This is a genomic window from Sphingosinicella ginsenosidimutans (genome assembly GCF_007995055.1).
Classification (GTDB): domain Bacteria; phylum Pseudomonadota; class Alphaproteobacteria; order Sphingomonadales; family Sphingomonadaceae; genus Allosphingosinicella; species Allosphingosinicella ginsenosidimutans.
In genome coordinates this window covers 237,544-262,673 of record NZ_VOQQ01000001.1, presented here as the reverse complement: position 1 = coordinate 262,673, position 25,130 = coordinate 237,544, and the positions used below count along the sequence as shown (strand labels likewise).

Annotated in this window: 32 protein-coding genes, 1 tRNA gene and 1 pseudogene; 11 read left to right on the top strand and 23 right to left on the bottom strand. The window is 66.9% G+C overall.

The window, feature by feature from the left end; genetic code table 11:
• Positions 1-44: 44 nt before the first annotated feature.
• The gene (locus FRZ32_RS01400) at positions 45-461 is read left to right on the top strand and encodes a low affinity iron permease family protein (RefSeq protein WP_147041813.1); all 417 of its coding nucleotides are present in this window, start codon (positions 45-47) and stop codon (positions 459-461) included.
• Positions 462-597: 136 nt separating this feature from the next.
• Here the strand turns inward: FRZ32_RS01400 and FRZ32_RS01395 are convergent, their stop codons facing one another.
• Both FRZ32_RS01395 and FRZ32_RS01390 read right to left on the bottom strand, forming a co-directional pair.
• Entirely contained in the window at positions 598-918 is a 321-nt protein-coding gene (locus FRZ32_RS01395) for a nuclear transport factor 2 family protein (RefSeq protein ID WP_147041812.1), read from the bottom strand.
• A gap of 61 nt (positions 919-979) precedes the next feature.
• Positions 980-1,309, bottom strand: coding sequence for a hypothetical protein (locus FRZ32_RS01390; protein ID WP_147041811.1), 330 nt, complete (start codon positions 1,307-1,309; stop codon positions 980-982).
• Positions 1,310-1,987: 678 nt separating this feature from the next.
• Between FRZ32_RS01390 and FRZ32_RS15630 the strand changes: the two genes are divergently transcribed.
• Positions 1,988-2,116 (top strand): hypothetical protein, encoded by a 129-nt coding sequence (locus FRZ32_RS15630; protein WP_279379210.1) that lies wholly within the window; start codon positions 1,988-1,990, stop codon positions 2,114-2,116.
• A gap of 162 nt (positions 2,117-2,278) precedes the next feature.
• Here FRZ32_RS15630 and FRZ32_RS01380 read toward each other — a convergent pair whose 3' ends face one another.
• Together FRZ32_RS01380 and FRZ32_RS01375 are read right to left on the bottom strand one after the other, a co-directional pair.
• Positions 2,279-3,274, bottom strand: a complete 996-nt coding sequence (locus FRZ32_RS01380) for an amidohydrolase family protein (protein WP_147041810.1) — start codon at positions 3,272-3,274, stop codon at positions 2,279-2,281.
• The gene (locus FRZ32_RS01375) at positions 3,274-3,474 is read right to left on the bottom strand and encodes an RraA family protein (RefSeq protein WP_158635786.1); all 201 of its coding nucleotides are present in this window, start codon (positions 3,472-3,474) and stop codon (positions 3,274-3,276) included. The genes FRZ32_RS01380 and FRZ32_RS01375 overlap by 1 nt, the downstream gene beginning before the upstream one ends.
• A 62-nt stretch (positions 3,475-3,536) precedes the next feature.
• Between FRZ32_RS01375 and FRZ32_RS01370 the strand changes: the two genes are divergently transcribed.
• The gene (locus tag FRZ32_RS01370) at positions 3,537-3,893 is read left to right on the top strand and encodes an alpha/beta fold hydrolase (protein WP_158635785.1); all 357 of its coding nucleotides are present in this window, start codon (positions 3,537-3,539) and stop codon (positions 3,891-3,893) included.
• A 28-nt stretch (positions 3,894-3,921) separates the two neighbouring features.
• Here the strand turns inward: FRZ32_RS01370 and FRZ32_RS01365 are convergent, their stop codons facing one another.
• Genes FRZ32_RS01365 through FRZ32_RS01335 form a run of 7 tightly spaced genes read right to left on the bottom strand, consistent with a single transcriptional unit; the run spans position 3,922 to position 10,296 of the window.
• On the bottom strand, positions 3,922-4,920 hold the full coding sequence (locus FRZ32_RS01365) for an aldo/keto reductase (protein ID WP_147041807.1): 999 nt from the start codon (positions 4,918-4,920) through the stop codon (positions 3,922-3,924).
• 1 nt (position 4,921) lies between these two features.
• Positions 4,922-5,866, bottom strand: coding sequence for a Gfo/Idh/MocA family oxidoreductase (locus tag FRZ32_RS01360; RefSeq protein ID WP_147041806.1), 945 nt, complete (start codon positions 5,864-5,866; stop codon positions 4,922-4,924).
• A gap of 19 nt (positions 5,867-5,885) precedes the next feature.
• Positions 5,886-6,725, bottom strand: a complete 840-nt coding sequence (locus FRZ32_RS01355) for a class III extradiol dioxygenase subunit beta (RefSeq protein ID WP_147041805.1) — start codon at positions 6,723-6,725, stop codon at positions 5,886-5,888.
• A 1-nt stretch (position 6,726) separates the two neighbouring features.
• Positions 6,727-7,137: a protocatechuate 4,5-dioxygenase subunit alpha gene (ligA, locus tag FRZ32_RS01350; RefSeq protein WP_147041804.1), complete on the bottom strand. Its 411-nt coding sequence runs from the start codon at positions 7,135-7,137 to the stop codon at positions 6,727-6,729.
• Complete coding sequence (locus FRZ32_RS01345) at positions 7,134-8,153, bottom strand: amidohydrolase family protein (RefSeq protein ID WP_147041803.1); 1,020 nt, start codon at positions 8,151-8,153, stop codon at positions 7,134-7,136. The genes ligA and FRZ32_RS01345 overlap by 4 nt, the downstream gene beginning before the upstream one ends.
• A gap of 1 nt (position 8,154) precedes the next feature.
• On the bottom strand, positions 8,155-9,027 hold the full coding sequence (locus FRZ32_RS01340) for an NAD(P)-dependent oxidoreductase (protein WP_147044281.1): 873 nt from the start codon (positions 9,025-9,027) through the stop codon (positions 8,155-8,157).
• 36 nt (positions 9,028-9,063) lie between these two features.
• On the bottom strand, positions 9,064-10,296 hold the full coding sequence (locus FRZ32_RS01335) for a LysR family transcriptional regulator (RefSeq protein ID WP_147041802.1): 1,233 nt from the start codon (positions 10,294-10,296) through the stop codon (positions 9,064-9,066).
• A gap of 100 nt (positions 10,297-10,396) precedes the next feature.
• Here FRZ32_RS01335 and FRZ32_RS01330 point away from each other — a divergent pair, with 100 nt between their 5' ends.
• The 4 genes from FRZ32_RS01330 (at position 10,397) to FRZ32_RS01315 (ending at position 13,426) form a co-directional block, all read left to right on the top strand.
• A complete protein-coding gene (locus FRZ32_RS01330; protein WP_147041801.1) occupies positions 10,397-11,071 on the top strand; it encodes a 4-carboxy-4-hydroxy-2-oxoadipate aldolase/oxaloacetate decarboxylase in 675 nt (224 codons plus the stop codon).
• Positions 11,064-12,119: a 4-oxalomesaconate tautomerase gene (locus FRZ32_RS01325; protein ID WP_279379209.1), complete on the top strand. Its 1,056-nt coding sequence runs from the start codon at positions 11,064-11,066 to the stop codon at positions 12,117-12,119. The genes FRZ32_RS01330 and FRZ32_RS01325 overlap by 8 nt, the downstream gene beginning before the upstream one ends.
• Positions 12,116-12,988 (top strand): amidohydrolase family protein, encoded by an 873-nt coding sequence (locus FRZ32_RS01320; RefSeq protein ID WP_147041799.1) that lies wholly within the window; start codon positions 12,116-12,118, stop codon positions 12,986-12,988. Before FRZ32_RS01325 ends, FRZ32_RS01320 begins: the two co-directional genes overlap by 4 nt.
• Before the next feature lie 72 nt (positions 12,989-13,060).
• Positions 13,061-13,426, top strand: a complete 366-nt coding sequence (locus tag FRZ32_RS01315; protein ID WP_147041798.1) for a hypothetical protein — start codon at positions 13,061-13,063, stop codon at positions 13,424-13,426.
• On the opposite strand, the gene FRZ32_RS01310 is transcribed toward FRZ32_RS01315, so the two are convergent.
• The 7 genes from FRZ32_RS01310 to FRZ32_RS01280 form a co-directional block, all read right to left on the bottom strand.
• A tRNA-Gly gene (locus FRZ32_RS01310) sits at positions 13,392-13,465 on the bottom strand. The two genes, FRZ32_RS01315 and FRZ32_RS01310, sit on opposite strands and share 35 nt — an antisense overlap.
• A gap of 46 nt (positions 13,466-13,511) precedes the next feature.
• Entirely contained in the window at positions 13,512-16,211 is a 2,700-nt protein-coding gene (locus FRZ32_RS01305) for a putative bifunctional diguanylate cyclase/phosphodiesterase (protein ID WP_147041797.1), read from the bottom strand.
• Positions 16,212-16,261: 50 nt separating this feature from the next.
• Positions 16,262-16,522, bottom strand: coding sequence for a hypothetical protein (locus FRZ32_RS01300; RefSeq protein WP_147041796.1), 261 nt, complete (start codon positions 16,520-16,522; stop codon positions 16,262-16,264).
• 180 nt (positions 16,523-16,702) lie between these two features.
• Complete coding sequence (rpsI, locus tag FRZ32_RS01295; RefSeq protein ID WP_147041795.1) at positions 16,703-17,281, bottom strand: 30S ribosomal protein S9; 579 nt, start codon at positions 17,279-17,281, stop codon at positions 16,703-16,705.
• Positions 17,281-17,760 (bottom strand): 50S ribosomal protein L13, encoded by a 480-nt coding sequence (rplM, locus tag FRZ32_RS01290; RefSeq protein ID WP_147041794.1) that lies wholly within the window; start codon positions 17,758-17,760, stop codon positions 17,281-17,283. Before rplM ends, rpsI begins: the two co-directional genes overlap by 1 nt.
• Before the next feature lie 114 nt (positions 17,761-17,874).
• Entirely contained in the window at positions 17,875-18,201 is a 327-nt protein-coding gene (gene cutA / locus FRZ32_RS01285; RefSeq protein ID WP_147041793.1) for a divalent-cation tolerance protein CutA, read from the bottom strand.
• Complete coding sequence (locus tag FRZ32_RS01280; RefSeq protein WP_147041792.1) at positions 18,198-19,217, bottom strand: COX15/CtaA family protein; 1,020 nt, start codon at positions 19,215-19,217, stop codon at positions 18,198-18,200. Before FRZ32_RS01280 ends, cutA begins: the two co-directional genes overlap by 4 nt.
• Positions 19,218-19,346: 129 nt before the next feature.
• On the opposite strand from FRZ32_RS01280, the gene FRZ32_RS01275 reads away from it, so the two are divergent.
• From FRZ32_RS01275 to FRZ32_RS01260, 4 genes are all read left to right on the top strand, one after another.
• Positions 19,347-19,715 carry a MerC domain-containing protein gene (locus FRZ32_RS01275; RefSeq protein WP_147041791.1) on the top strand — a complete coding sequence of 123 codons (369 nt, stop codon included), beginning with the start codon at positions 19,347-19,349 and terminating at the stop codon, positions 19,713-19,715.
• Positions 19,716-19,902: 187 nt separating this feature from the next.
• Positions 19,903-20,364, top strand: a complete 462-nt coding sequence (locus FRZ32_RS01270; RefSeq protein WP_147041790.1) for a Fur family transcriptional regulator — start codon at positions 19,903-19,905, stop codon at positions 20,362-20,364.
• 124 nt (positions 20,365-20,488) lie between these two features.
• The gene (gene pnuC, locus FRZ32_RS01265; protein ID WP_147041789.1) at positions 20,489-21,058 is read left to right on the top strand and encodes a nicotinamide riboside transporter PnuC; all 570 of its coding nucleotides are present in this window, start codon (positions 20,489-20,491) and stop codon (positions 21,056-21,058) included.
• On the top strand, positions 21,055-22,047 hold the full coding sequence (locus FRZ32_RS01260) for an AAA family ATPase (RefSeq protein ID WP_147041788.1): 993 nt from the start codon (positions 21,055-21,057) through the stop codon (positions 22,045-22,047). Before pnuC ends, FRZ32_RS01260 begins: the two co-directional genes overlap by 4 nt.
• 159 nt (positions 22,048-22,206) lie before the next feature.
• Here the strand turns inward: FRZ32_RS01260 and FRZ32_RS01255 are convergent, their stop codons facing one another.
• The 5 genes and pseudogenes from FRZ32_RS01255 to FRZ32_RS01235 all read right to left on the bottom strand — a co-directional run bounded on the left by FRZ32_RS01255 (position 22,207) and on the right by FRZ32_RS01235 (position 25,042).
• Positions 22,207-22,506, bottom strand: coding sequence for a HigA family addiction module antitoxin (locus FRZ32_RS01255; protein WP_147041787.1), 300 nt, complete (start codon positions 22,504-22,506; stop codon positions 22,207-22,209).
• 13 nt (positions 22,507-22,519) lie between these two features.
• Positions 22,520-22,795: a type II toxin-antitoxin system RelE/ParE family toxin gene (locus tag FRZ32_RS01250; RefSeq protein WP_147041786.1), complete on the bottom strand. Its 276-nt coding sequence runs from the start codon at positions 22,793-22,795 to the stop codon at positions 22,520-22,522.
• Positions 22,796-22,846: 51 nt separating this feature from the next.
• Positions 22,847-24,559, bottom strand: a pseudogene (locus tag FRZ32_RS01245) (thiamine pyrophosphate-dependent enzyme).
• A 97-nt stretch (positions 24,560-24,656) separates the two neighbouring features.
• Positions 24,657-24,803, bottom strand: coding sequence for a hypothetical protein (locus tag FRZ32_RS15390; protein WP_192901864.1), 147 nt, complete (start codon positions 24,801-24,803; stop codon positions 24,657-24,659).
• The gene (locus FRZ32_RS01235; RefSeq protein ID WP_147041785.1) at positions 24,800-25,042 is read right to left on the bottom strand and encodes a hypothetical protein; all 243 of its coding nucleotides are present in this window, start codon (positions 25,040-25,042) and stop codon (positions 24,800-24,802) included. The genes FRZ32_RS15390 and FRZ32_RS01235 overlap by 4 nt, the downstream gene beginning before the upstream one ends.
• Positions 25,043-25,130 lie beyond the last annotated feature (88 nt).

Below are 25,130 nucleotides of genomic sequence, written 5' to 3'. Positions count from 1 at the left end.
GATCGCACCGCCGAGGTAGGGCGCGTGCAGCAAGGGAGATGAACATGGATCGGCTGTTCACCGCATTCGCAACGCGGATCGCCTCCATCGTCGGTCAGCCGGCGATGTTCGTAACGGCGGTGTTCGTGGTTGTCGTCTGGGCCGCCTGCGGTCCGATCTTCGCCTTCTCGGACACCTGGCAGCTCGTCATCAATACCTCGACGACGATCGTCACGTTCCTGATGGTGTTCGTGATCCAGAACAGCCAGAATCGCGACGGCGCGGCGATGCAGGCCAAGCTCGACGAACTGCTTCGCGCGGTGGAGAAAGCGCGCGGCCAGTTCATCGGCATCGAGCATCTGACGGATGCCCAGATCGGCCAGATCCGGGCCGCGCTCGAGCGCGAAAGCGGCGGCCACTGCGAGCCGGGCAAGGCCGGGACCACCCACGAGACGGTCGATCGGCTCCTCAGGCGATTCTGATTGCCACGAGAGCCGCAGCGCCCTTCCCGGTTGCCGCGCTAGGGCGCTCCCGATCGCAGCACCCTGAGCTGCCGACGCTGGGTGGCCCGGGAACCTTCGGTGATAGGCTCAGCGGCGTAAAGGTCCCGGCGAGCGCTTACTGTCCCATCGTCAGGTTCGCGATCCGCTCTCCGTCGAGCGTGAATATGAACCGGGTCGGCCCGGTGTAGAAGTTGCTTTCCCACCAGCCGACGATCGTCACCTTCTGGCCGTCGGTCTGAACCTTCTTCGGCGTCAGTCGTCCATTGGCACCGACGAATGCCTGTTCGTTCCAATGCGAGATTTCCTCGCGGCCGACAAATCGCCGTCCGGCATCCACCACGACGCCAGTATCGGGGTCGAAGAATTCCAATATGGCGGAGGCGTCGCCGCGATTGACGGCGTCGATAAATCGCGTGACCAGCGGGGGTGTCTTCATGGCCTGGTGGTCGGGTCCAGAAGATGCAGGGACGCGCTTCCCTTGATGGGGCCATAGGCCTTCAGCAGCTCCTGGTGCACGACTTCCCTGCTGGGCATCGTTGGATCGATGACCTCTGCAAGCAGCACGGCGCCGTGCCGCCGGCCGCGGCGCTCATCAGGATGACGGCTGGGCCGCCAATCAAACCGATGATGCCGCCGATCAGGCCCGCCATCACCGCACTGTGGGCCCCGGGTGTCTTTCCATGATGCTTGGTGATCTCTCCATCCGCATCCTTGGTGATCACCACCGATGATGCGAGCTTGATCACCCCCTGGTCCGCAAAGGCCTCGATCCTGCGCTGCCCCGCCTCGGCAAGAGCCAGATCCCGAAACATCGTTGCGAAAAACATGGTCCTTCCCCTTGTTCATGGTCTGCCCATGCAGGCTGGGCAGACAGCGCGTGGCCGCTTGCTCCAAAAGCCCGCACTGCAGGCGGGGAGGTCGTGCGGACCTTTTCTGTCGTCGGCGGCGCCCTGCCGGATCCGCAAGCAATCAGCGCGAATTTCAGGGGTTCTTCTCCGGTGCCTTCCGATCGCTGGGTTCCGCTGTCCATTCCGACGGGAGCATCACGCCTGCGCCGGAAACGGGCAAATCCGGAAATCCGAAAATCTTGCCTGTTTGTCCAAAACAAGACGCTCAAAGGCAGGGGAAGCGTGACATTCCGGGAGGCGATCCTATGGGGTCCACGCTCGATATCGATTGTGCCGGGTTCGCCGGGCAGCGTCCCCGTTCACCGCGGCTTGTGTGATGCCGGACCGAAGGAAGGAGCCTATGCCGGGAAAGAGTGTCTTGCTCGTAGGTCTTGATCCGACGACCATTGATTATTCGGGTTTGGGATATCAGCCGTTCTCGAAACTGCGGCCGGAGCTCGTCCAGGCCGGCCTTGACGGCGACGTCGAGGAATTGACCCGCAAGGGATATGATGCGGAGCTTTGCCTTGACTCCGCGGCTGACTTGCCCGGGACCCTGGAAAGACGCCTTGGCGACAAGACCTATGATTGCATCTTGGTCGGCGCCGGCGTTCGATTGTGCCGAAGAATTTCCTTCTCTTCGAGAAGGTCGTGAACATCATCCATGGGCGAGCGCCCAAGGCGAGCATCTGCTTCAACACGAGGCCGGATGACAGCACGGAAGCCGTGGAGCGCTGGCTGGCCTGAAAATCGTGACGGGGCGCATCCATGCCGGCCGGACAATGAGCCGGCCGGCGGCGCGGACGCCCTCGGGGCTGGACCCGCGTCGCAATCTAACGCAGCGCGTCTCCGCAATCATTCTGCATGCATTCAGCACGAACCCCGTGAAGGCGCCGTACCTGTGCGGCACTATGGAAGGTTGAAGACTTTTTTTGCGTTGGTTTCGAAGATGGCCTTTTTGTCATCTGGAGTGAGCCACTCGAAATTGTGGATGCACGGGGCGATGTCGTCCATCTGGCGCCCGGTCCCGGGATGGACGTGGGAGCCGACGCCCGGGCATTCGGAGCCGAACAGGCAGCGATCGACGCCGACGGTTTTGATGAGCAGTTCGAGCGCTTCGGGGGTGTAGAGCACGGTGTCGAAATAGAGCTTGCGCATGCGTTCGGCGAAATTGAGCTTCTGACGCAGTGAGCCAGCCTCGAAGCGGCCGAACTGATAGGGCATGGCGCCACCGCCATGGCTGACGACGATCTTGAGGTCTGGGAAATCGTCGAAGACGGGGGACGTGCACAGATTGTGGACGGCGATCGTCTCCTCGTTGATGAAATGGAGTGAATAGGGGACGCGCTCGGACTGCGACCCGGTGGCGTGGATGTGTGCGGGCATGTCAAGCTCGCACAATTTCTCGTAGAGAGGATACCAGTAGCGCTCGCCGAGGCCGGGCGCTTCAACGCCCGAATTCTCATACGGATCAGGGTTGAGCAGGAAGCCCTTGAAGCCGAGCGCGACGCAGCGGTCGATTTCGGCGAAGCTGTTTTCGATCGGCTCGCCGGCGGCCTGAGGGAGACCGGCGATCGGCACGAAGCGGTCGGGGATGAGCTGGCACTGGCGGTGGATGATCGTGTTCACCTCTTCGCAGAACCAGTGGACGAGCCGGGCCGGCTTGGCCGAATGCATCATCTGGAAGGGGCGCGGCGAGATCAGCTGCAGGTCGGTGCCGTGCTGATCGAGCAGCGGGATATGGCCCTTGGGGAATGCCTCCTTCTTCCATGCCGCGGCGATGATCTGCTCGTCGCTGACGCGCACCCCGCCGCGCCCGTGCGAGCCGCGATGCGACAGGATGTTGGCCTTGTAGGCCCACAATTCCGCCGGGGCGCTGACATGGCCGTGGCAATCGATGATCATCAGGCATCCTTCCGGGTCTGGAGACGATGGTACCCAAGCGCGGCGCGCGCCTCGTCGAGGCGCCGGCCGCCGCGGACCGCCGCGCGGATCGATTCCTCCACCGCGTGAATTTCCTCCGCCGCAGCCAGGATGGCTTCCTCGTGCGCGCGCGGCAGGACGAGCACGCCGTCGGCATCGCCGATCATGAGATCGCCTGACATGACGCGCGCCTCGCCGATGGTGACCGGCACATCCGATGCCTCGACCTGGACGCGAGGAGGGCATGGCCGCGCTCGCCAGCGCGTGGCTACCGCCAATGCTGGGCTGCGGAGCTGAAGACGCGGCTCTGGTCGGTGCGTTGACGGCGATGATCGAGCGGCAGACGGCGGAGAGCTTCGCGCGCCAGATCGCGGCCTTGCTGAAACGCCCAGATGCCCGCCCGGCGCTCGCCGGCGTCGCGGTGCCGATCCTGCTGATCAGCGCGGCGCGCGACAATTGGAGTCCGGTCTCCCAGCACGAGGCCATGCGCGCACTGGCGCCGTCGGCGCGGCTCGTGGCGATCCCGGAGGCGGGTCATATGGCGCCGATCGAGGCGCCGAAAGCGATTGCCGACGCGCTGCGGGTCTGGCTGGCCGGTTGAGCCAGGGCCGGGTCTCCGGCGCGCCAACTCATTCCCCTGGAAATCGCTCCGTGTCGATCTGCGCCTGGGCGGCGGCGGAATAGCGGGCGCCGCGGATTGCGTCGCCGGTGAACAGCGCGTCGATCCTCGCGGTCGCTTCGTCGTCGAGCGCGATCGTGGCGGCGACCAGATTCTCCTCCAGATGCGCGATCCGTCGCGTGCCTGGGATCGGCACGATGAAGGGGGCCTTGGCGAGCACCCAGGCAAGCGACAATTGCGCCGGCGTGATCCCGCATTCTTGGGCGATGGCGTTGAAGGCGGCGCCGACGCGCAGATTGTGCGCCAGATTTTCGCCGGTGAAGCGGGGCATCGTGCGGCGCAGGTCGCCCGCCGCCCAAGCATCGTCGCGGATCGCATCGGCGAGCAGGCCCCGCGCCGTCGGCGAAAAGGCGACGAAGCCGATGCCAAGCTCGCGGCATGTATCGAGCACGGCGATCTCGACGTTGCGGGAAAAGGGCGAATATTCGCTCTGCACCGCGGCGATCGGATGCACAGCATGAGCGCGCCGGATCGTCGCTGCCGACATTTCCGACAGGCCGATCGCGCCGATCTTGCCAGCCTCGCGGGCGCGGACGAGCGCGCCGACGGACTCTTCGACCGGCACGTTCGGATCGAGCCTGTGAAGGTAATAGAGGTCGATGAAATCGGTGCACAACCTTGCCAGCGCGGCGTCGAGCGTGCGCGCGATTGCGGCGGGCGATCCGTCGAGGACGCGCTTGCCGTCCACCATGTCCAGCACGCACTTGCTGGCGAGGGTGAATTCACTGCGCCGGTGCATGACCGCGCCCCCGAGCAGCCGCTCGTTTGCGCCGCCGCCATAGAGCGCGGCGGTGTCGAGCATGGTGACGCCGAGGTCGAGCGCGCGATTGAGCAGGCGCGCGCTCTCCTCGGCCGACGGAATCACGTCATATCCGTGGCTCAGTCCCATGCAGCCGAGGCCGACGGCGGAGACCGTGAGCGAACCGAGCCTGCGGGTCGGCAGCGCCATTTCAGGCGCCTTTGAGCTGGCGCTCGAGCCGATCGAGGACCCGATAGCAGGGCATCACCTGGGCGACGCTCGCATTGGGCTCCCGACCCTCGCGGATCGCGGCGATGAACTCACGATCCTGCAACTCTATGCCGTTCATCGAAACGTCGACATTACTGACGTCGACCGGCTCCTCGCGGCCGGTGACGAGGTCGTCATAGCGCGCGACCCAAGTGCCATTGTCGCAGATATAACGGAAGAAGGTGCCCAGCGGCCCGTCATTGTTGAACGACAGCGACAAGGTGCAGATCGCGCCGCTCTCGCTTTTGAGTTGGATCGACATGTCCATCGCGATGCCAAGCTCGGGATGGATCGGCCCCTGGATCGCATTGGCCTCGACGATCGGCCCCGCCTGCCAGGCGAATAGGTCGACGCTGTGGGCGGCGTGGTGCCAAAGCAGGTGATCGGTCCAGGAACGCGGCTCGCCCTTGGCGTTGATGTTGCTGCGCCGGAAGAAATAGGTCTGGACGTCCATCTGCTGCACGGCGAGTTCGCCGGCGGCGATCTTTCTGTGCAGATATTGGTGGCTGGGATTGAAGCGCCGGGTATGGCCGACCATGGCGACGAGGCCGGCTTCCTGCTGCTTCTTCAGGACGGCCTCCCCGTCCGCCAAGCTGTCGCAGAGCGGTATTTCGACCTGGACATGCTTGCCCGCGTCCAGGCATTGCAGGGCCTGCGCGGCGTGCATCTGGGTCGGCGTGCACAGGATCACCGCGTCGAGGCCGGGCTGGCCCAGCGCCTCGGCAAGCTCGGTGGTGGCGTGGCCGATACCGTATTTCTGGGCGACGGCCAGGGTCGGATCGAGCCGGCCGCCTACCAGTGACACGACCTCGACGCCGTCGATGTTCTTGAGGCCGTCGAGATGCTTCTCGCCAAAGGCGCCGGCGCCGGCGAGCGCGATTTTCATCGGTCTTCCTTCCATGGGATCAGCCGTTTTCGAGGACGATGTGGCCGACTGCGGTGTTGCTCGCCGGCACGTGGTAATGGCGATGGAGCTCGCGCGCGCCAGGTCCGAGCGCGCCCCGCATGATCAGCCACATGACCAGTTCGATCCCCTCGCTGCCGGCCTCGCGCAGATATTCGATGTGCGGAATGCCGCGCAGTGCTTCGGGATCGGCGGTCAGCCGGTCGAGGAAGGCGGTGTCCCACGGCTTGTTGATGAGGCCGGCGCGCGAGCCCTGGAGCTGGTGGCTCATCCCGCCTGTCCCCCAGATCTGGACGTTGAGATCCTCGGGGAAGCTGGCAACGGCGCGAGCGATCGCCTCGCCGAGGAGCCAGCAGCGGTTGCCCGACGGCGGCGGATAGGTAACGACGTTTACCGCGAGCGGGATGATCCTGGCCGGCCATTGCGCGGGCTGGCCGAACATGAGGGACAGCGGCACGGTGAGCCCGTGATCCACCGCCATGTCGTTGATGATCGTCATGTCGAATTCGTCGAGGATGCAGCATTGCGCGATGTGCCAGGCGAGATCGGCATGGCCGATCACGTCCGGCACGGGGCGCGGCCCCCAGCCTTCGTCCGCGGAGACGTAGCGCTCCGCGCAGCCGATCGCGAAGGTCGGGATGACGTTCATGTCGAACGCGGAGGCATGGTCGTTATAGACCAGGACGATCACATCGGGCGCTTGCTCGGACTCCCAGCGGCGCGTCCATTCGTAGCCGGCGAAGCAATCGGCCCAATAGGGCTCCCGCGTCTTGCCGAGGTCGATCGCCGCGCCGAGCGCCGGGACATGGCTGGTCGCGACTCCGGCGGTGATCCGCGCCATCTCAGCGGCCCTCCCGGATCGAGCGCTGGCCCTCCGGCGAGCGGCCGCCGGCGATCATCATCGCCTGATAATCGTCCGCGGTCATCCCGGTCATCGTCCCCACCGCCTGAAGGAAACTCTTGCCGTCGGTGAAGAAGAGCTTGGCCAGGAAATAGACGTTCGCGCCGAGATCGATCGCGCGGTTGTAGTCGCGGTCGAGCAGCGCCTGCTTCTGCGCCTCGGTCATCGGCCATTCGTCCAGATAGGCCCGCTCGTCCGCGCGGAATCGGCGGCGGTTCTCGTCCTTCATCAGGCTCATGCAGAACTGGTTCAGCCAATAGCCCTGGCGCGCCCGCGCCGCGGTGAACACTCGCGTTCCGGGGATATCGTCGAACTCCGCGAGATAGGCCTGGATGTCGCGCGGCGCGGTCACAGCCCCCTCGCTTTCAATGCCGCGTCCAGGCGCGGAAAGACGCGCCGCGCGTTGCCCTCGAAGATGGCGGCGCGCTGTTCGGGCGTGATGTCGAGCGCATCGACATAGCGTTTGGTATCGTCGAAATAATGGCCCGTCTGGGGGTCGATGCCACGCACGGCGCCGACCATCTCGCTGCCGAACAGGATATTCTTCGTGTCGATCACCTCGGCGAGCAGGTTCACGCCGGGTTGATGATAGACGCAGGTGTCGAAATAGACATTGTTCATCACATGGCCGTCCAGCGCCGGCTGCTTCAGCATGTCGGCGAGGCCGCGATAGCGCCCCCAGTGATAGGGCACCGCACCGCCGCCATGCGGAACGATGAAGCGCAAGGTCGGGAAATCCCTGAACAGGTCGCCCTGGATCAGCTGCATGAAGGCGATCGTGTCCGCGGCGATATAGTAGGCCCCGGTGGCGTGCAGGCCGGGATTGCATGATCCGGAGACGTGGATCATCGCCGGCACGTCAAGTTCCGCCATCTTCTCGTAGAACGGATACCAGAAGCGGTCGGTGAGCGGCGGCGAGGCGAAATGGCCGCCGCCCGGATCGGGATTGAGATTGCAGCCGACGAAGCCAAGCTCGACCACGCAGCGTTCGAGCTCCTCGATCGACCCCTTCATGTCGGCCTTCGGACTTTGGGGCAGCATGCAGACACCGGCGAAAATCTCGGGATAGAGATCGACGCAGCGTTTGATGAGGTCGTTGTTGACCCGCGCCCAGGCGATCGCGACGGACTCGTCGCCGACATGAGGCGCCATCGCGGAGGCGCGCGGCGAGAAAATCGTCATGTCGGCCCCGCGCTCGCGCAGCAGGCGCAGCTGGTTGGCCTCCAGCGTCTCGCGGATCTCGTCGTCCGAGATAGCGGGGTAGGGCGGCGCCGCCGCGCCGGCCGCGAACGCCGCCTTCTGCGTCTCGCGCCAGTCGGTGTGGGACGGCGGGGCGGTGGTGTAATGGCCGTGGCAGTCGATGATCATCTCACGCGGCCCCTTGCGTGGCGCATCGCGCGATCAGGGCAAGCTTGCCATCGAGCCCGCCCGGCACGGCGCCGCCGATCGCGCCGATGCGGCGCTGGCTGGCGGCGGCGGCGCGGGCCAGCGAGGTTCCCGTCCCGAGTGCGTCCAACGTCTTCACGACTTCGTCCAGTTCCGCCGCACGACGGCGGCCGTGGGCGATCATGCGCCCGAGATTGTAGTCGGCGCTGTCGCGCCACGGCCCGCGCGGCCAGCTCGCGTCGAGCGAGGCGACGACCTCGTCGGTGACCCCGGCGGCTTCGGCCGCAAGCAGGCATTCGGCGGTCAGCGCCTCGATCCCCTTCACCATGACCGAGCGGATCATCTTGATCGCGGACGCCGCGCCGATCCGGTCGCCGACAACCCGCACGCTTTCGAATCCCAGCTCCCGCAGCAGGACTGCGCCGCGCGCCGCTTCCGGTCCGGCCAGCAGCAGCGGCACGGCGCGCTTTGCGGGATGGACCGGCGCCATGACCGCGACGTCGAGAAAATGCGCGCCAGCCGCCTCTACGGCCGCGGCCGCCGCCCGCTTCGTGTCCGGCGCGACGCTGTTCATGTCGAACCAGAAGGCACCGGCGGCGAGGAAGGCCGCATCGTCCTGCGCGGCTGCGAGAGCCTGGTCTGCGGTGACCAATGAGACCGCGATCTTGGCACCGGCGAGCGCCGAGCGGGCGCTTGCCGCTCCTTCGATCCCGGCTTCGGCATAGTCGGCCTCCTTGGCCGCGCGTTCGGCGGGATCGTCCGTCTTGATGTCGTGGGCCCGCGCGCGCCATCCCGCGCCTCGCGCGAAGGCGCTCGCGGCCTCGCCGAAGCCGATGAGGGCGATCGTCCGGTCCATCGCGGCGGGGTGGACCGTCGGCGTCGCGACGGCCAATCAGATTGGTTGCCCGGCTATTGGATTTCCGGAATCCTGGAGAGATTCGGCAACGTCGCGCAGCAACTGGACGAAGCGTGCCTGGAGGAGGGTCGGGCGGCTGTCCCGCCGGGTCGTGACGCCGATAGTGCGTCGACTCGCCGGCACCGGTCCGCCGATCGCCGCGAGCACGCCGCCCTCGACCTCGAGCGCGACCTGATCCGGCGACAACAGCGTCAGAAAATCGGATTCGCACAAGATGCCTCGGATCGTCATCACCGATCCGCATTCGATCGGTGCCCGGGGCAGCGTCCCGCCGTCGAACAGCCGATGCCAGTGGCGCCGCAACGGCGTGCCGCTGCGCGCGACGATCCACGGAAAGCTAGCGAGCCCGCGAGCATCCGGCGCCGGCTCGCGGCTCAACGGATGGCCGGCGCGCGCGATCACGACGAGATGGTCGTCGAACAGCGGAAGCTGATCGAGATCGGCGGGAGTCGGATCGCGCAACGCGCCGATGGTGAGATCGATACGCCCGTCGCGCAGCGGCTCGATCAGCTCGCGCCATGATCCTTCGAGCACCTCGACACGCACGTCCGGCGCCTCCTCGGCGAAGCGGGCGATCGCCATCGGCAGCAACCGCGCGCGGCAGAGCGGCATCGCGCCCACGGCCAGCCGCCCGGTCATCGTACCGGTCGGCGCCGCTTCGGCGATGGCGGCGGCGATCTCCGTTTCGGCGAGGCGCGCGCCCCGCGCCAGGCGTCGGCCGGCGGCGGTCAGGGCGACGCCGCGGCCGCGCCGTTCCAGGAGCGGCGTCGCGCTGAGCTGCTCGAGATCGCGCACGGCGCGATGGATGGCCGGCTGCGAAATCCCGGTCGCCTGCGCGGCGCCGAGAAAGCTGCCGACATTGGCGAGGCCTAGAAAGGCCCGCAATTGCGTCGCCGTCATCAAATGGTCGGGCCGGGCGAAGCCACGCGCGCCATCGCCGGTCATCGGCCGCGACGCGGTTCGCAAATGGGCGAGCGCGGATCGCACACGCCGCGCGACGGTGCGTCCGGCATCGGTCGCCGCCATACCGTCGAACCGCCTGACGAACAGTGTCGTACCCAATTGCCGTTCCAGCTTGGCGAGCCCCTGCGTCAGCGCCGGCTGGGACAGGCTGACCTCCTCGGCCGCCGCGTTGATGCTCCCGTGCCGCATGATCGCAGGTAACGCGCGCAAATGTCTCAGGTTGAGGTCGAACGGCTCGGGACTCATGCCATCTATCGTAAAAACTTATTGCCCGCCCGCAATTGTGAATTGCGCGTCGCCGCCCGCCGCCACACGCAAGGACCGAAGGGAAGCCCGGAGGAACGCCATGTCCGCGATCGTCGTTCAGAATATCGAGCGTGCCGACCGTGCCGTGATCGACGCGCTCGGCGCGTGCGGCGTCGCGACGGTTCACGAGGCGCAGGGCCGGACCGGGCTGATGGCATCCCGGTTGCGACCGGTATGGCCGGGAGCGCGCATCGCCGGGTCCGCCGTTACCGCTTCGGTTCCGCCCGGCGACAACTGGATGGTCCATGTCGCGATCGAGCAGCTTCAGGCCGGCGACATCCTGGTCGTCGCGCCGACATCGCCGTGCGAGGACGGTTATTTCGGTGATCTGCTGGCGACCTCCGCGATGGCGCGCGGATGCCGCGGCCTGGTGATCGACGCCGGCGTGCGCGATGCCCGCGACCTCACCGAAATGGGTTTCCCGGTCTGGTCGAAGGCGATCTTCGCGCAAGGGACGGTCAAGGCAACGCTCGGATCGGTAAACGTGCCGCTGGTCTGCGCGGGCGTGCCGGTCCAGCCCGGCGACGTGATCGTCGCCGATGACGACGGCATTTGCGTGGTCGCGCGCGCCGAGGCCGCCGCCGTGCTCGAAAAATCGCGGGCGCGCGAGGCCAGCGAGGCCGACAAGCGCACCAGGCTCAAGGCGGGAGAGCTCGGGTTGGATCTCTACGACATGCGCGAGAAGCTCGCCGCCGCCGGTCTCAAATATGTCTAGCGGCATCCGCTGCATGTGGATGCGCGGCGGCACGTCCAAGGGCGGCTATTTCCTCGCCGAGGACCTGCCATCGGACAAGGGCGCGCGAGACGCGGCCCTGCTGCGGATCGTGGGGTCGCCCGATCCGCGCCAGATCGACGGCATGGGCGGCGCCGACCCGCTGACCTCGAAGGTCGCTGTCGTCGCCAGGTCGGAACGGCCGGGAATCGATGTCGATTATCTGTTCCTCCAGGTGTTCGTCGACCGTCCGCTGGTCAGCGATCAGCAGAATTGCGGCAATATCCTTGCGGGGGTCGGCCCGTTTGCGATCGAGCGCGGGCTGGTCGCGGCCGAAAATGGTGAGACCCGGGTGGCGATCTTCATGGAGAATACTGGGCAGGTTGCTGTCGCCACCGTGCAGACGCCGAGCGGCAGGGTCACTTATGCCGGCGAGGCGGCGATCGACGGTGTTCCCGGCCTGCACGCGCCTGTCTCCATCGAGTTTCGCGACACCGCCGGATCGAGCTGCGGCGCTCTGCTGCCGAGTGGCAATGCGGTCGACTTCGTGGAGGGGGTGCCGGTGACGCTGATCGACAACGGGATGCCATGCGTCGTGATGAAGGCGCGCGATCTCGGCGTCACCGGCTACGAGGACCGCGAGACGCTGGACGCCGATACGGCGCTCAAGGCGAGGATCGAGGCGATCCGCCTTGCCGTCGGCGAGCGGATGAATCTCGGCGACGTGCGCGAGAAATCGGTACCCAAGATGATGCTGGTCGCGCCGCCGCGACAGGGCGGCGCGATCTGCGTGCGCAGCTTCATCCCGCACCGTGCCCACGCCACGGTCGGCGTGCTCAGCGCGGTCAGTGTCGCCACCGCCTGCCTGATCCCCGGTACTCCGGCGGCCGAGATCGCGATGATTCCGGCTGGGCGACGCAAGACGCTGGCGGTCGAGCATCCGACCGGCGCGCTCAGTTGCGTCGTCGATCTGGACGAGGATGGTGGGGTCGCCTCGGCCGCGCTTGTGCGCACGGCGCGCAAGCTGATGGACGGGGAGGTGTTCGCATGAGCCGGAGCAAGACCTGGGTGGATCGGCCCTCGAAGCCGCGTTGGACGCCGCCGCCGGGCGCCGTCGACGCGCATGTCCACGTCTTCGGCCCGGAAGCGGAATTTCCCTTCAGCCCCAAGGCCAAATATCATCCCGAGGACGCGACGCCGGAAATGCTGTTCGCGCTGCGCGATCATCTCGGTATCTCGCGCAACATCATCGTCCAGGCGAGCTGCCACGGCACGGACAATGCCGCGACGCTGAATGGCATCGCCCGTTCGGCCGGCAAGGCGCGGGGCGTCGCGGTGGTCGATCCCGCGATCGGCGACGCCGAGATCGAACGCCTGCACGAGGGTGGCATCCGCGGCGTTCGGTTCAACTTCCTCAAGCGGCTCGTCGACGATGCACCCAAAGACAAGTTCCTCGACATCGCCCGACGCATCGCGCCGCTCGGCTGGCACGTCGTCGTCTATTTCGAGGCGGACATCCTGGAAGAGCTGGAGCCGTTCCTCGCCGCGATCCCGACCACGATCGTGGTGGATCATCTCGGCCGTCCCGACATCGCGCAGGGGCCGGAAGGGCGCGACATCGCCCGCTTCAAGCGCCTGCTGGACGAGCATCCCAACATCTGGACGAAGGTGTCGGGCGCGGAGCGGCTTTCCGTTTCAGGCCCTCCCTTCGACGATTTCGTGGAGGTGATCCGGCCGGTGGTCGAGAGGTTCCCGGATCGCGTTCTGTGGGGCACGGATTGGCCCCATCCGAACATGGAACACCGCGTTCCCGACGACGGCACGCTGGTCGACGTCATTCCGCGCATCGCCCCGACGCCGGAATTGCAGCGCAAGCTTCTCGTCGACAATCCGATGCGGCTCTATTGGCCCGAGCAATAGGCCGCCGCAGCCGGTTCCGCATCTTCGCATTGTCGATGACCAGCTGCGGGAGAAGGTCCAGTTACAGCCCCAATGTCGAACTCGGGCCGTGGCCGGATTTACGAAGCGAAAGCTGAGATCGAATCGCTCGAGGAGGACCTCGAGGCTCTGGAGGGCGAAAAGGTCATCGCCCTGCACCCAAAGATCGTTGAGGGCATTATGGCGCTCGACGAGACGTTGGCGAAGAATGACATGCCGGAGATGCGGGACGACACGATCGCTCGGGTTCGCGCGCTAATCCACTCGCTCGGCGTCACCCCGGCCACCGGCGGGCGGGGCCTCGAGATCGAGATCACAGGACGTCTCGCCAAGATGATCGAACTGGCCACTGGGAAGCCGCTTTCCGGCCCAGGTAGGTTAACGTTGGAGCGGGTGAAGGGAATCGAACCCTCGTCGTAAGCTTGGGAAGCTTCTGCTCTGCCATTGAGCTACACCCGCCCGGGCGCGCTATCTAGGTCAGCGGCGCGGCCTTGTCGAGGGCTGGTCAGACGCGCTTCGCGGCGGATCGCGTTGGCCGGGCCGCCTCGTCCGCATAGCGGAAGTCGGGGTAGAGCGCCCCCGCCGTGCGCGTGTGCTTTGGCTGCGAAGGCTTGCGTGGGGCGAGGCGGCGCAGGTCGAATTCCTCGTCGAACTGAAGCCCCGTGCGCGATCCTTCGGACCAGCGCACCTGCGCGCCGAGCGGGCCGCAGCCGGGAAGGTCGAGCTGCGCGCTCGCGCCGACCGGAAGCCCGCGCCCGCATTCGACAAGGGCGCCCCCGCTTGAGAGATTGCGGACCTTCACCGGCATGGTCACGCCGTTCCATTGCAGCCGCGCGATCTTGAGCAGCCCCTGGCGCGCGGGCCGGTTGAACTGGAAGCCGTCGGCGGCGACCGCGCCATTCTGGCGGGCGAGCGCGGCGGCCTCGTCGGCGGGCATCGGCCGGCCGAAGATGAAGCCCTGGACGTGCGAGCAGCCGAGCGAACGGATGAGCGCCAGCTCGTCATGCGTCTCCGCGCCCTCCGCCGTGGTGTCCATGCCGAGGCTTTCCGCGAGCGTGACGATGGCGCGGACGATCGCGGCGTTGCGGCTGTCGCGCTTGGCCGCGCCGCGCACGAAGCTCTGGTCGATCTTGATCTTGTCGAACGGTGTCTTCTTCAGATAGCCGAGGCTCGAATAACCGGTGCCGAAATCGTCGAGCGCGAGCCGCACGCCCATTCCCTTCAGCGTGGCGAACATGTCGTCGGTCGCTTCGCTTTCGACCAGGAACACGCCTTCGGTGATTTCGAGCTCGAGCTGGCGCGGGGGCAGCTGGCTCGCGGCGAGCGCGGAGAGGATCGTTCCGGGAAGGCTCGGATCCGTGAACTGGGTCGGCGACAGGTTCACCGCGACGCGGATATTCTCGGGCCAGCGCGCGGCCTCGGCGCAGGCCTGGCGGAGCACCCATTCGCCGATCTGGAGGATCAGCCCCGCCTCTTCGGCCAGGGGGACGAAGAGGGCAGGCGAAATGCTTCCGCGCGTCGGATGGTTCCAGCGGACGAGCGCCTCGAACCCGGCCAGCGCTTCGCTCTGGGCATGGACCACCGGCTGGAAGAACAGCTCGAGCTCGCCGCGACCGATCGCCTTGCGGAGATCGTTCTCGATCAGCTGGCGGTCCTGCGCCTCGCTATGCATCTCCGGCGCGAAGAAGGCGAAGGTGCCGCGGCCGGCGGCCTTGGCGGAATAGAGCGCGAGATCCGCGTTGCGGACCAGCGCGTCGCCGCTTTCGCCGCCGCCGGCCACGGCGATGCCGATCGACGCGCCGATGGAGATATTGTGGCCCTCGATCATGTAGGGCATCGATACCTGCTGAATCAGGCGCTCTGCGAGAAGGGCCAGGCTCGCCTGGTCCTGGCCGAGCAGCACCGCCTTGAACTCGTCGCCGCCGAGCCGGCCGATCTGCCCCCGCTCACCGATCGCGCTCTGCAAGCGGTGGGCCACCTGCTTCAGCAGCCCATCGCCGACCGGATGACCGAGCGTGTCGTTGACGTTCTTGAAGCGGTCGAGGTCGATCAGGAACAACGCGCAATCGTCGGGCCGTGCGACATTGGCGAGGGCCTCGTCAAGCGTCCGGCGCATCAGCGCGCGGTTCGGCAGGCCGGTCAGCGAATCATAGCGAGCAAGACGGTTGATCTCCGCCTCGGTCTGGTGCTGCCGGGTCAGATCCGTGCCGATGCCGCGAAAGCCGAGGAACCGACCGTGATCATCGAAGCTCGGCGTGCCGGACAGCGACCATGCGATTTCGGGAATGCCCGCCGCGCGGACCCGTATATCGGTGAAGGGCAGGCGCGCGGAAAGGTGGAAGCCGAGCGTCCGTTCCGATCCGGCCGCGCCGCTCGCGTCGATAAGATCGGTGAACACTCGACCGATCAACTGGTCCGCCGGCACGCGGAAATCCGCGGCAAGCTGGTCCGAGACATAGGTGAGGGCGCCGCGCGGGCTCGTCTCCCAGAACCACCCGTGGCGCGCCTGCTCAAATTCCTCGACGAAGCGGGTGGCGCGCTGGGCTTGCCACTCGCTCTCAAGCCGGCGACGGATTTGATCGTGCCGCGCTTCGGCGCGCTGGAGGCTCAGGGCGACGAACGCGAGCGAGAGCAGAGCCGCGGCCGCGGCGCTCCCGGCGTCCCCCCAGATGAGGTAGAAGGCGACGACGCAGGAGAGACTGCCGAGCCCGACCAGGGCGGGGAAGCTCAGAAATCCGACCGGCACGGCGAGCGTCCCGCACACGAGGGCCAGATCGATCATCGTCGCCGCGCTTGGATGGCCGCCGCTCGCGAACGTGATCACCGCGCACCATGCGGCATTTGCGAACAGCGCGTAGAGCGCGGCGCAGCGGACCGCGACGTGCGGTCGCCATGTCGAGAAGGGGCGCCGCCTCACCCATGCCCACAGCGCGAGATCGCCGGCAAGGAGGCATCCGAGCGGGGCGAGCAGGCCGAGCGCCGCGGTCGTCCCGGGTCGGAGCGCCGACAACAGCGCGGTCCCGCAAATGAGGTGGACGGCAAGGAAGAAGCCCGGCACCGGATCGAGCGCGCGAACCCGCTCGCGCGCGGCCCCTTCGGCGCGGCCGTCATCGAACCGGGTGAAGTCACGAAACAGCAATTGCCAGAGCGTCGGCCCCGATTCGGCATTCGCGCCCCGGGGCACGCTGGACTTCCATCGCGTCATGCGCGCGATTTAGGGCGCCGGCCCTTAAGAATCGGTTTTATCGGACCGGTTCAGCGCTCGAAATCCGGGGGTGGCGCCGCATCATGCGCGCGTCGCTCCTCGCGCGCGCGGCGCCGGTCCTCGCGGCGCTGGCGTTCCTCCTCCTTGCGCATATGCCGGCCGCGATTGCGGTCCGCCTCGGCCTGGCTGGTCGTCACGGCATCGCCAACCGCGCCGGCGGCGCGCACGGGAAGAGTGGCGACGCTCACGGCGGTGCGGGCGAGGCAGCCGGAGAGGGTGCCCGCCACGGCAAGGAGGACAAGAATGCGCACGAGATTTTCCTTTTGCTCGCGTAGCTTGCTCGTCCTTTTAGCCGGAACGGGCGCGGTCCGCATCCCCCCGCGGGTCCGGCCGCTTCGAGCGCCGGGGAGAGCCGGCGGCACCGTCATGCGAAATGGGCGGCCCGGAGAGATCCGGACCGCCCATCAGATCGCTGGCGAGGATCGCCGGCCTTAGCGCTTCGAGAACTGGAAGCTGCGGCGGGCCTTGGCGCGGCCATATTTCTTGCGCTCGACCACGCGCGGATCGCGGGTGAGGAAGCCGGCCTGCTTGACGACGCTGCGAAGCGCCGGCTCGTAGCGGGTCAGCGCCTGGCTGATGCCGTGCTTGACGGCGCCGGCCTGGCCGGAAAGGCCGCCGCCGGAGACCGTGGCGACGACGTCATACTGGCCCTCGCGGCCGGCGACGCCGAACGGCTGGTTGATGACGAGGCGGAGCGTCGGACGGGCGAAATAGACCTCCTGGTCACGGCCGTTGACGACGATCTTGCCGCTGCCCGGCTTCAGCCAGACGCGGGCGACCGCATCCTTGCGGCGGCCGGTGGCATAAGCGCGGCCCTGCTTGTCGAGCTGCTGCTCGCGAAGCGGCGTCGCGGGCGCCTGCGGCTGAACGGGGGCAGGGGCCTCCGCGGCTTCGGCCGCCTCGGCCGGCGCCGCGGTCTCGGCGACGGTCGCGGTCTCCGCCGCCGGGGCCTGCGCGGCCTCCTCGGTCAGCTTGGCGAGATCGGAAAGGGACTGGCGATTGTCGGACATCAGGCGCCCACCTTGTTCTTGCGGTTCATGCCCGCGATGTCGAGAGGCTCGGGATTCTGGCCGCCATGCGGATGCTCCGAACCCGAATAGAGGTGAAGGGCGCGCATCTGATCGCGCCCGAGCGGGCCGCGCGGGATCATCCGCTCGACCGCCTTTTCAAGCACGCGCTCCGGGAAACGACCCTCGAGCACCTTGCCCGCGGTCACGCCCTTGATGCCGCCCGGATAGCCGGTGTGCTTGTAATAGACCTTGTCGGCGAGCTTGTTGCCGGTGAACTTCACCTTGTCGGCATTGATGATGACGACATGATCGCCGCAATCGACATGCGGGGTGAAGCTCGGCTTGTGCTTGCCGCGCAGGATGTTGGCGACGATCGTGGCGAGCCGCCCGACCACCAGCCCGTCGGCATCGATCAGATGCCATTTCTTCTCCACCTCGGCCGGCTTGACCGACTTGGTGGTCTTCATCAGCGCCTTCATGGCTCGAACCTCTTGAAATGAGCAGCGCCGCCCGGCGAGGAGCGGCGCGATGCGCGGCCAAATGGCGGAGAGGCCCGTGAAAGTCAAGGAAAAGCGCGGGATTCGTGAGTGGTATTATATTACCGTGTCGCGAACCCAGGCCGCATAGTCCGGCCATGCCTCGTCGATCGGGCAGACCGCGATCGCCGGCACCTCATAGCTGTGGAGCTCAGCGATCCGGGCGATGAGGGCGGATGCCGCGTCTGCGCGGGTCTTGAACAGGGCGGGCGCCTCCTCCGCTTCCTCGACGGTTCCGCGCCAGCGGTAGATCGAGCGGCAGGGACCGAGGATGTTGACGCAGGCGGCGAGGCCTTCCTCCACCATCGCCCATCCGATCCGCCGCGCCTCATCCTCGCTGCCGAAGACGGCATAGACGGTGGCGATGGCGGCAGCGCCGGTCATGCGGCGGGTCTTGGCTCGCCGATCCGGTGCGCGGCGGCCAGCATCGCGGCGAGGAGCAGCGCCGCCATGCCCTGGTGCGCGACGGCAATGTCGATCTTCACCCCCGAAAGCAGGGTGAGGATGCCGAGCATGATCTGGATGCAGACCGCGCCGACGAGAGCGGTCGCCTCCAGCCGGAGGCCGCGCAGCCATGCCTTCATTGCGAGCCAGATCGAGAAAATGGCGACGACGAACGCGAGCCAGCGGTGGACGAACTGGACCACGATGGGGTTGTCGACGAGATTGCGGGTGAATGGCTCCATCATCGGCGCGGCCGCCGGAAACCATTCGTCGCCCATCATCGGCCAGGTGTTGAACGCATAGCCGGCGCGCAGACCGGCCACATAGGCGCCGAACATGAGCTGCAGTGCGAGGGCGCACAGCGCCCAGATGCCGACGAGCGGCAGCCGCGCCCGGGCCAGCCTCAGATCGAGCGCCACCCAGATGCACGCCGAATAGATCGCGAGTGCGGTCAGCAGGTGGATGGCGAGCCGGACATGGCTCACCTCCGTGCGATCGACCAGGCCCGAGACGACCATCCACCAGCCGATGACGCCCTGAAGCCCGCCGAGGCAGAGAATGCCGACCAGCTTCCAGCCATAGCCCTGCGGAATCGCCCGTCGCCACCAGAACCAGAGCAGCGGCAGCGCGAAGGCGAGGCCGATCAGCCGCCCGAGCAGCCGGTGGACATATTCCCAGAAGAAGATGGTCTTGAAATCCGCCAGGCTCATGCCGCTGTTGACCTGGGCATATTGCGGGGTCGCGCGATAGGCATCGAATTGCGCCTGCCAGTCGGCCTCGGTCAGCGGCGGGATCGCGCCGGAAATCGGATCCCAGTGTACGATCGACAGGCCCGATTCGGTGAGCCGCGTGATCCCGCCGACCATCACCATCGCCAGGATGAGGAGGGCGACGAAGATCAGCCAGTTGGAAATGGCGCGCGGGCGCGGCGCGGGCGCGGCGGGGCGTTGCAGCATCGCTGCCCTATGGCGAAGCGCGCGGCGAAAGCCAATGGACTCGATGGGATGAGGGGGCGCATCTTTTTCAATGTTATATTGTAACTCCGCAGCCAAATGCTTATAGGAGCGCCACGGCAAGGGAATCGGATGTTCGAAGGCACGGTCAGGAATGGGACGATCGATCGACTGGCCATCGGCCTGTCGGGCCTTTGCCTCGTCCATTGCGTGGCGAGTGCGGTGTTCGTGGCGCTGCTGGCCTCGGCGGGCGGCTTCCTGCTCAACCCTGTCTTCCACGAAGTCGGGCTTACGCTCGCGATCCTGCTCGGCATGATCGGGCTCGGCCGCGGCCTCCTGCAGCATGGCTTCATGCTCCCGGCGGCGATCGGGAGCCTCGGGCTCGGCATGATGGCGGGCGCGCTGACGCTCGGCCATGATGGCGGCGAGGTGCTCTATTCGATCCTCGGGGTGCTCATCCTCGCGCTCGGCCACGATCTCAACCGACGGGCGGTGGTCTAGGCCGTCCCCGACATAGCGCCCCGGACGCGAAGCGGCCCCGATGCTATGCGGGAGTCGGCCAGACCGGCCGACAGGTCGCTCCCAGGGAGCGAACCTGATCGACGTCACGGGACATGGTCCCGCGACGGCCAGGCCTGCCCCCCTCCACCGCTTGTCCGCGCCGTGCCAAAAGCCTACATTCCTGCCCATGGAACATCATCACCACTCGCATTCCGGTGCCGGCCTCGCCGAGGCCGCGCAGGTCGCGATGGAGCGCGCCGGCGAGCAGTGGACGCCGATGCGCGCCGCCGTGTTCGGCGCGCTGGCGAGCTTCGAGAAGCCGGCGTCGGCCTATGACATCGCCGAGAAGGTGAGCCAGGACCAGGGCCGCCGCGTCGCGGCGAACAGCGTCTATCGAATCCTCGATCTCTTCGTCGGATCCAACCTCGCCCGCCGCGTCGAGAGCGCCAACGCCTATGTCGCGAACGACCATCCCGATTGCGTTCACGACTGCATCTTCCTGATCTGCGACGAATGCGGCCAGGCGACGCACATGGATGACGACAGCCTGTCGAAGAACGTCCGCGCCGCGGCGAAGAAGGCCGGCTTCGCGCCGGTCCGCCCGGTGATCGAGGTCCACGGCCGCTGCGAGGATTGCGCGGGGGACTAGCCCGTAGACATCGACAAGAGTTTTTCCTTTTGCCTGCTGGCAGGAAGGGGATTCCGTCCGGGAATGCGGGGTGAATTGATGCGGTCGCTTGGCGTCGCCCGCGCGCTAAGCTAGCCTTCTTTCCATGAACTGGACCGAGCTTGCGGCGGCCGGGCTCGGCCTCGTCAACGTGGCGCTCGTCGTGCGCCGATCGATCTGGAACTATCCGTTCGGCGTCGCGATGGTCGCGCTCTATTTCTTCGTCTTCGCCGAGGCGCGCCTCTACAGCGATGCGCTGCTCCAGATCTTCTTCCTCGTCATCCAGCTCTACGGCTGGTGGAACTGGCACAAGCATGAGAGCGAGGACGGCATCGCGGTCGAGGCGCTGTCGAATCGCCAGCGTCTCGCCTGGCTGATCGGCGCCGGCGCCGCCTCCACGCTGTGGGGCTATGGCATGGCGCGCTACACCAATGCGGCGATGCCGGTCGCCGACGCCTTCATCGCGGGGATGAGCGTTTCGGCGCAGTGCCTTCAATCGCTGCGGAAAGTCGAAAGCTGGGTGCTGTGGATCGCGGTCGACGCCCTGGCGATCGGGGTCTATCTGATCCGCGGGCTCGAGGTGACCGCGGGGCTCTACGCGGTGTTCCTCGTCATGTGCGTCTTCGGCCTCGTCGGATGGCTCAGGAAGCTGCGCGCCGAAGCGCGTCCCGCATGACGACGCGCGGCTTCGTTCTCGGCAAGTTCATGCCGCCCCACGCCGGCCACCAGCTCCTGTGCGGCACCGCGGGGCGCATGGTGGACGAGCTCACCATCCTCGTCTGCTCGCTTCCGGGCGATCCGATCCCCGGCGAACTGCGCCTCGCCTGGATGCGCGCGCTGTTCCCGCACGCCCGGGTGATCGGGCATGACGCCATCGTCCCGCAGGCGGCGGAGGACAGCGCGGACTTCTGGCCGATCTGGCGCGCCATCGTGAAGGCCGCCCATCCCGAGCCGATCGATTACGTCTTCGCCGGGGAAGCCTATGGCCTGCGCCTCGCCGAGGAGGTGGGCGGCACCTTCGTCCCCGTCGGCGCGCGGATCATGGGGCAAGATCCGCGCGGCCTCGGCGGCCTCTCGGGAAGCGCCGTGCGCGCCGATCCCTGGGCGCACTGGCCGCATTTGCCGCCGCCGGTGCGCGGCTATTACGCGAAATCCATCTGCCTTCACGGCGTCGAGAGCACCGGCAAGTCGGTGATGTCCGATCGGCTGGCGCGGCATTTCGGCACGATCTGGGTCCCCGAATATGGCCGCGCCCATTGCGAGACGCACGGGCTGGAGCTGACCGAGGCGGACCTGCTCCTCATCGGCCGCGCCCAGGCAGCGATGGTGGAGGCGGCGCGGCCGCTCTGCGACAGGCGCCTCATCGTCGACACCGACGCCCTGATGACCGCCGCCTGGTGCGAGATGCTGTTCGATCGCATCCCGGAGCCGCTCCTCGCCTACCCCAAGGCCGATCTCTACCTCCTGCTCGAGCCCGATGTCGAATGGGTGGACGACGGCACCCGCTTCTTCGGCACCCCGGATCGCCGCGCCCGCTTCGCCGCCATCTGCCGGCGATTGCTGGAGGAAGCGGGGGTGACGTGGGTGTCGATCGGGGGGAGATGGGAGGACAGGTTCGAACAGGCGGTGGCGGCGATCGAGGGGATGGATGGCGCGCATGTGTGACCGGCGCGACGAAAAGCTGTCAGCCAGGACCTTCCCGGGGCTGAACGCCTTCGAACGATAAGCCGCAACGTTGCGAAACCGCCCGGTTGGCCCGGCTCAGCAGCGCATTACTTTCGCTCGCTCGTCATCCGGCACATTCGACCGGATAGCCCAACATGCTCACGCCGCCTCGCGCGCCGGGATGAGGTCCAGCTCCTCCGGCACCTGCGTCGCGAGATCGTAGCGCATCTGCATCGCCGCCCACAGCTCGGGCGAGGTGCCGGTGAGCTTGCCGATCCGATGCGCCATTTGCGGGGTGACCGGCTTCTTTTCGCCCAGGATGTCGTAAAGCTGCTGGCGCGAGATGCGCAGGTCGCTCGCCGCCTTGGACTTCGAGATGCCGAGCGCGGGCAGCACGTCCTCGCGCAGGATTTCGCCGGGATGGGTGGGCCTCAGGCCCTTGAGCAGCGGGTTGGTCATCTTTCGTCGTCCCTCAATGATAGTCTTCCAGATCGACCTCGATCGCGTCCGGCGCCTCCCATTCCCAGGTGACCCGGTAATTGCCGCTCGCATCGACCGCATAGCGTTTCGGCGACCCCTTGAGGCCGTGGAAGCGATAGCCCGGCAGGTTCATGTCCTCGGGCACCGTCGCCGCGTCCAGCGCCACGAGGATGCGGCGCACGCGGTCGTGATTGCGCACCGGCAATTTCGATCCGTCGCCCTCCTCGGCGAACCTTCGAAGCGGCTTGCTGCGGAATGAGCGGATCATTGAGACATGTAAGCTATTACCATACTATTTGTCAATATATGGCTTACATTCTCACTCGATGGCTCCCTTCACCAATCCCACCACATCGCTCCCGCGCCCGGCCAGCACCGCCTTTACCGAATAGAGCGCCGTCCCGAAGACCTGCCCCGCCTCCACCTTGGGGGGCATCACCAGCTCGAACCTGTCCGTCACCACGTCGAGCAAAGCGGGTCCCGGCGCGTCGAGCCAGTCGCGCACGGCGGCGGGGAGGTCGCTGCTCTACTCCACGCGGCGCGCCCACAGGCCCATTGCTTCGGCGACGCGGGCGAAATCGGGGTTCCTGAGATCGGTATAGGCGTCGAGAAGGCCTTCCACCTTCTGCTCCAGCTCGACGAAGTTGAGCGAGCTGTTGTCGTAGATGCAGACCTTGATCGCGAGATTTTCCTGCACCGCGGTCAGGAGGTCGCCGAGCAGCATCGCGATGCCGCCGTCGCCGGAAAGCGAGATCACCTGCCGCTCCGGGAAGGCGGCCTTGGCGCCCAATGCCTGCGGCATCGCGTTCGCCATCGTGCCGTGGGTCAGCGAGACGATCGTGCGGTTGCGCCCGGTGGAGGCGACATGGCGCAGGGACCAGACCATCGGCGATCCGCCGTCGGCGGTATAGATCGCGTCCGGCTCCGCGGCGGCGGAGATGGTCGCGGTCAGATATTGCGGATGGATGGCGTGATCGTCGTCGGCCACGGCATGCTTGTCCTGCGATTCCTTCGCCTTGCGTCGATGTTCGAGGCATTGGTCGAGAAAGGCGCGCTCGCCGCGCGGCTCGACCAGGGGCAGCAATGCCTCGAGCGTGTCGCGAACGTCGCCGACCGCGCCGATATCGACCGGATGGCGTCGCCCGAGATGGGTGCCGTCGATGTCGATCTGGATGATCGTCGCGTCGTCCGGATAATATTGCCGCCAGGCGAAGTCGCAGCCGAGCAGCAGCAGGGTGTCGCACGCGGTGAGTGCGTGGAATCCGCCCTCCGATCCGAAAATGCCCGTCATCCCGACGTCGAACGGATTGTCATATTCGAGGAAATCCTTGGCGCGCGACGTGTGCGCGACCGGCGCGGCGAGCCTGTCCGCGAGCGCCACCACCTGATCATGCGCGCCCTGGCACCCGGAGCCGCCGTAGATCGCGACCCTCTTGCCCTTGTTCAGCGCCTCGGCGATGCGCGCCAGTTCCCCGTCCGAAGGGCGGATGCGGGGGCTCGCGCGGTGGACGGTGAAGGCCGGCTGGTCCGGCGCCTTCGCCTTCGCGACGTCGGCCGGCACGATCAGCACCGCGACCCCTTTCTTCGCCAGCGCTGCCTGCGCCGCCATTGCGGTGCGTCGGCGCGCCTGCTCGGGCGTCGCGATCTCCTCGCAGAAGACCGAGCAGGCCGAATAGACCGACTTGTAATCCACCTCCTGCGGGAAATCGAAGCCGAGCTCATCGCGCACGATCTGGCTCGCGATCAGCACCACCGGCGCGCGGTTGCGGTGGCTTTCGAACAGGCCGTTGATGAAATGCAGGCTGCCGGGCCCGCACGATCCGGCGCAGGCCGCGAGCTCCCCGGTCAGCAGCGCATCCGCCCCGGCGGCGAACCCGCCCGCCTCCTCATGCCGGACATGGACCCAGCGGATGGAGCTGCGCCGGATAGCGTCGGTGACATGGTTCAGCGTATCGCCCGGCACGCCGTAGCAGCGTTTCACGCCTGCCTGCTCCAGCGTCTCGATGACGATTTCGGCGACGGTCTGGCTCATGGCGTGGCTCCTTGTCCGGCGAAGGCGAAAGCGCCCAACCCTGCCACGGTTCCACGGCGGTATCACCCGGTTTCGCTTTGGCCCCGAATATGAAGGGTCAGGGCGTGGTTCCGGGTGGCGCCGCGATTCCCAGCGCCGGAAGCACCTGATCGGTAATCAGGGAATCGCTGATGCCGTGCGGGTTGCGGACGTTGAAATTCTCGGTCGTGACGACGACGACCAGGTCGAGCGCCGGAAAGATCACCACCTTGTTCCCGCCGGTGCCGGCCATCTGCGCCCCGGCAAAGGTCTGGCCGCCCGCGCGGAAGGCGCGGTGAGATAGGAATCGTCGATCGCGAGCACGATATGCGCCTCCGCGTGGCTGTGCTCCTCGACCAGATCGGGCGGGACGGTCGCCCGGCGAAGGGCAGCGACGAAGCCCTCGCCGCCATGCTCGCGCTTGCGGCTGCCGAGATATTGGCCGGGACCAAGTGTATTGCTCATGCTATACACTAGCCTCGGGACGGGAGGACGATCAACCGTCATTTGGCGCTCTCCGTCGTGAACCGCTTTCATGCTGACTTCGCATCGT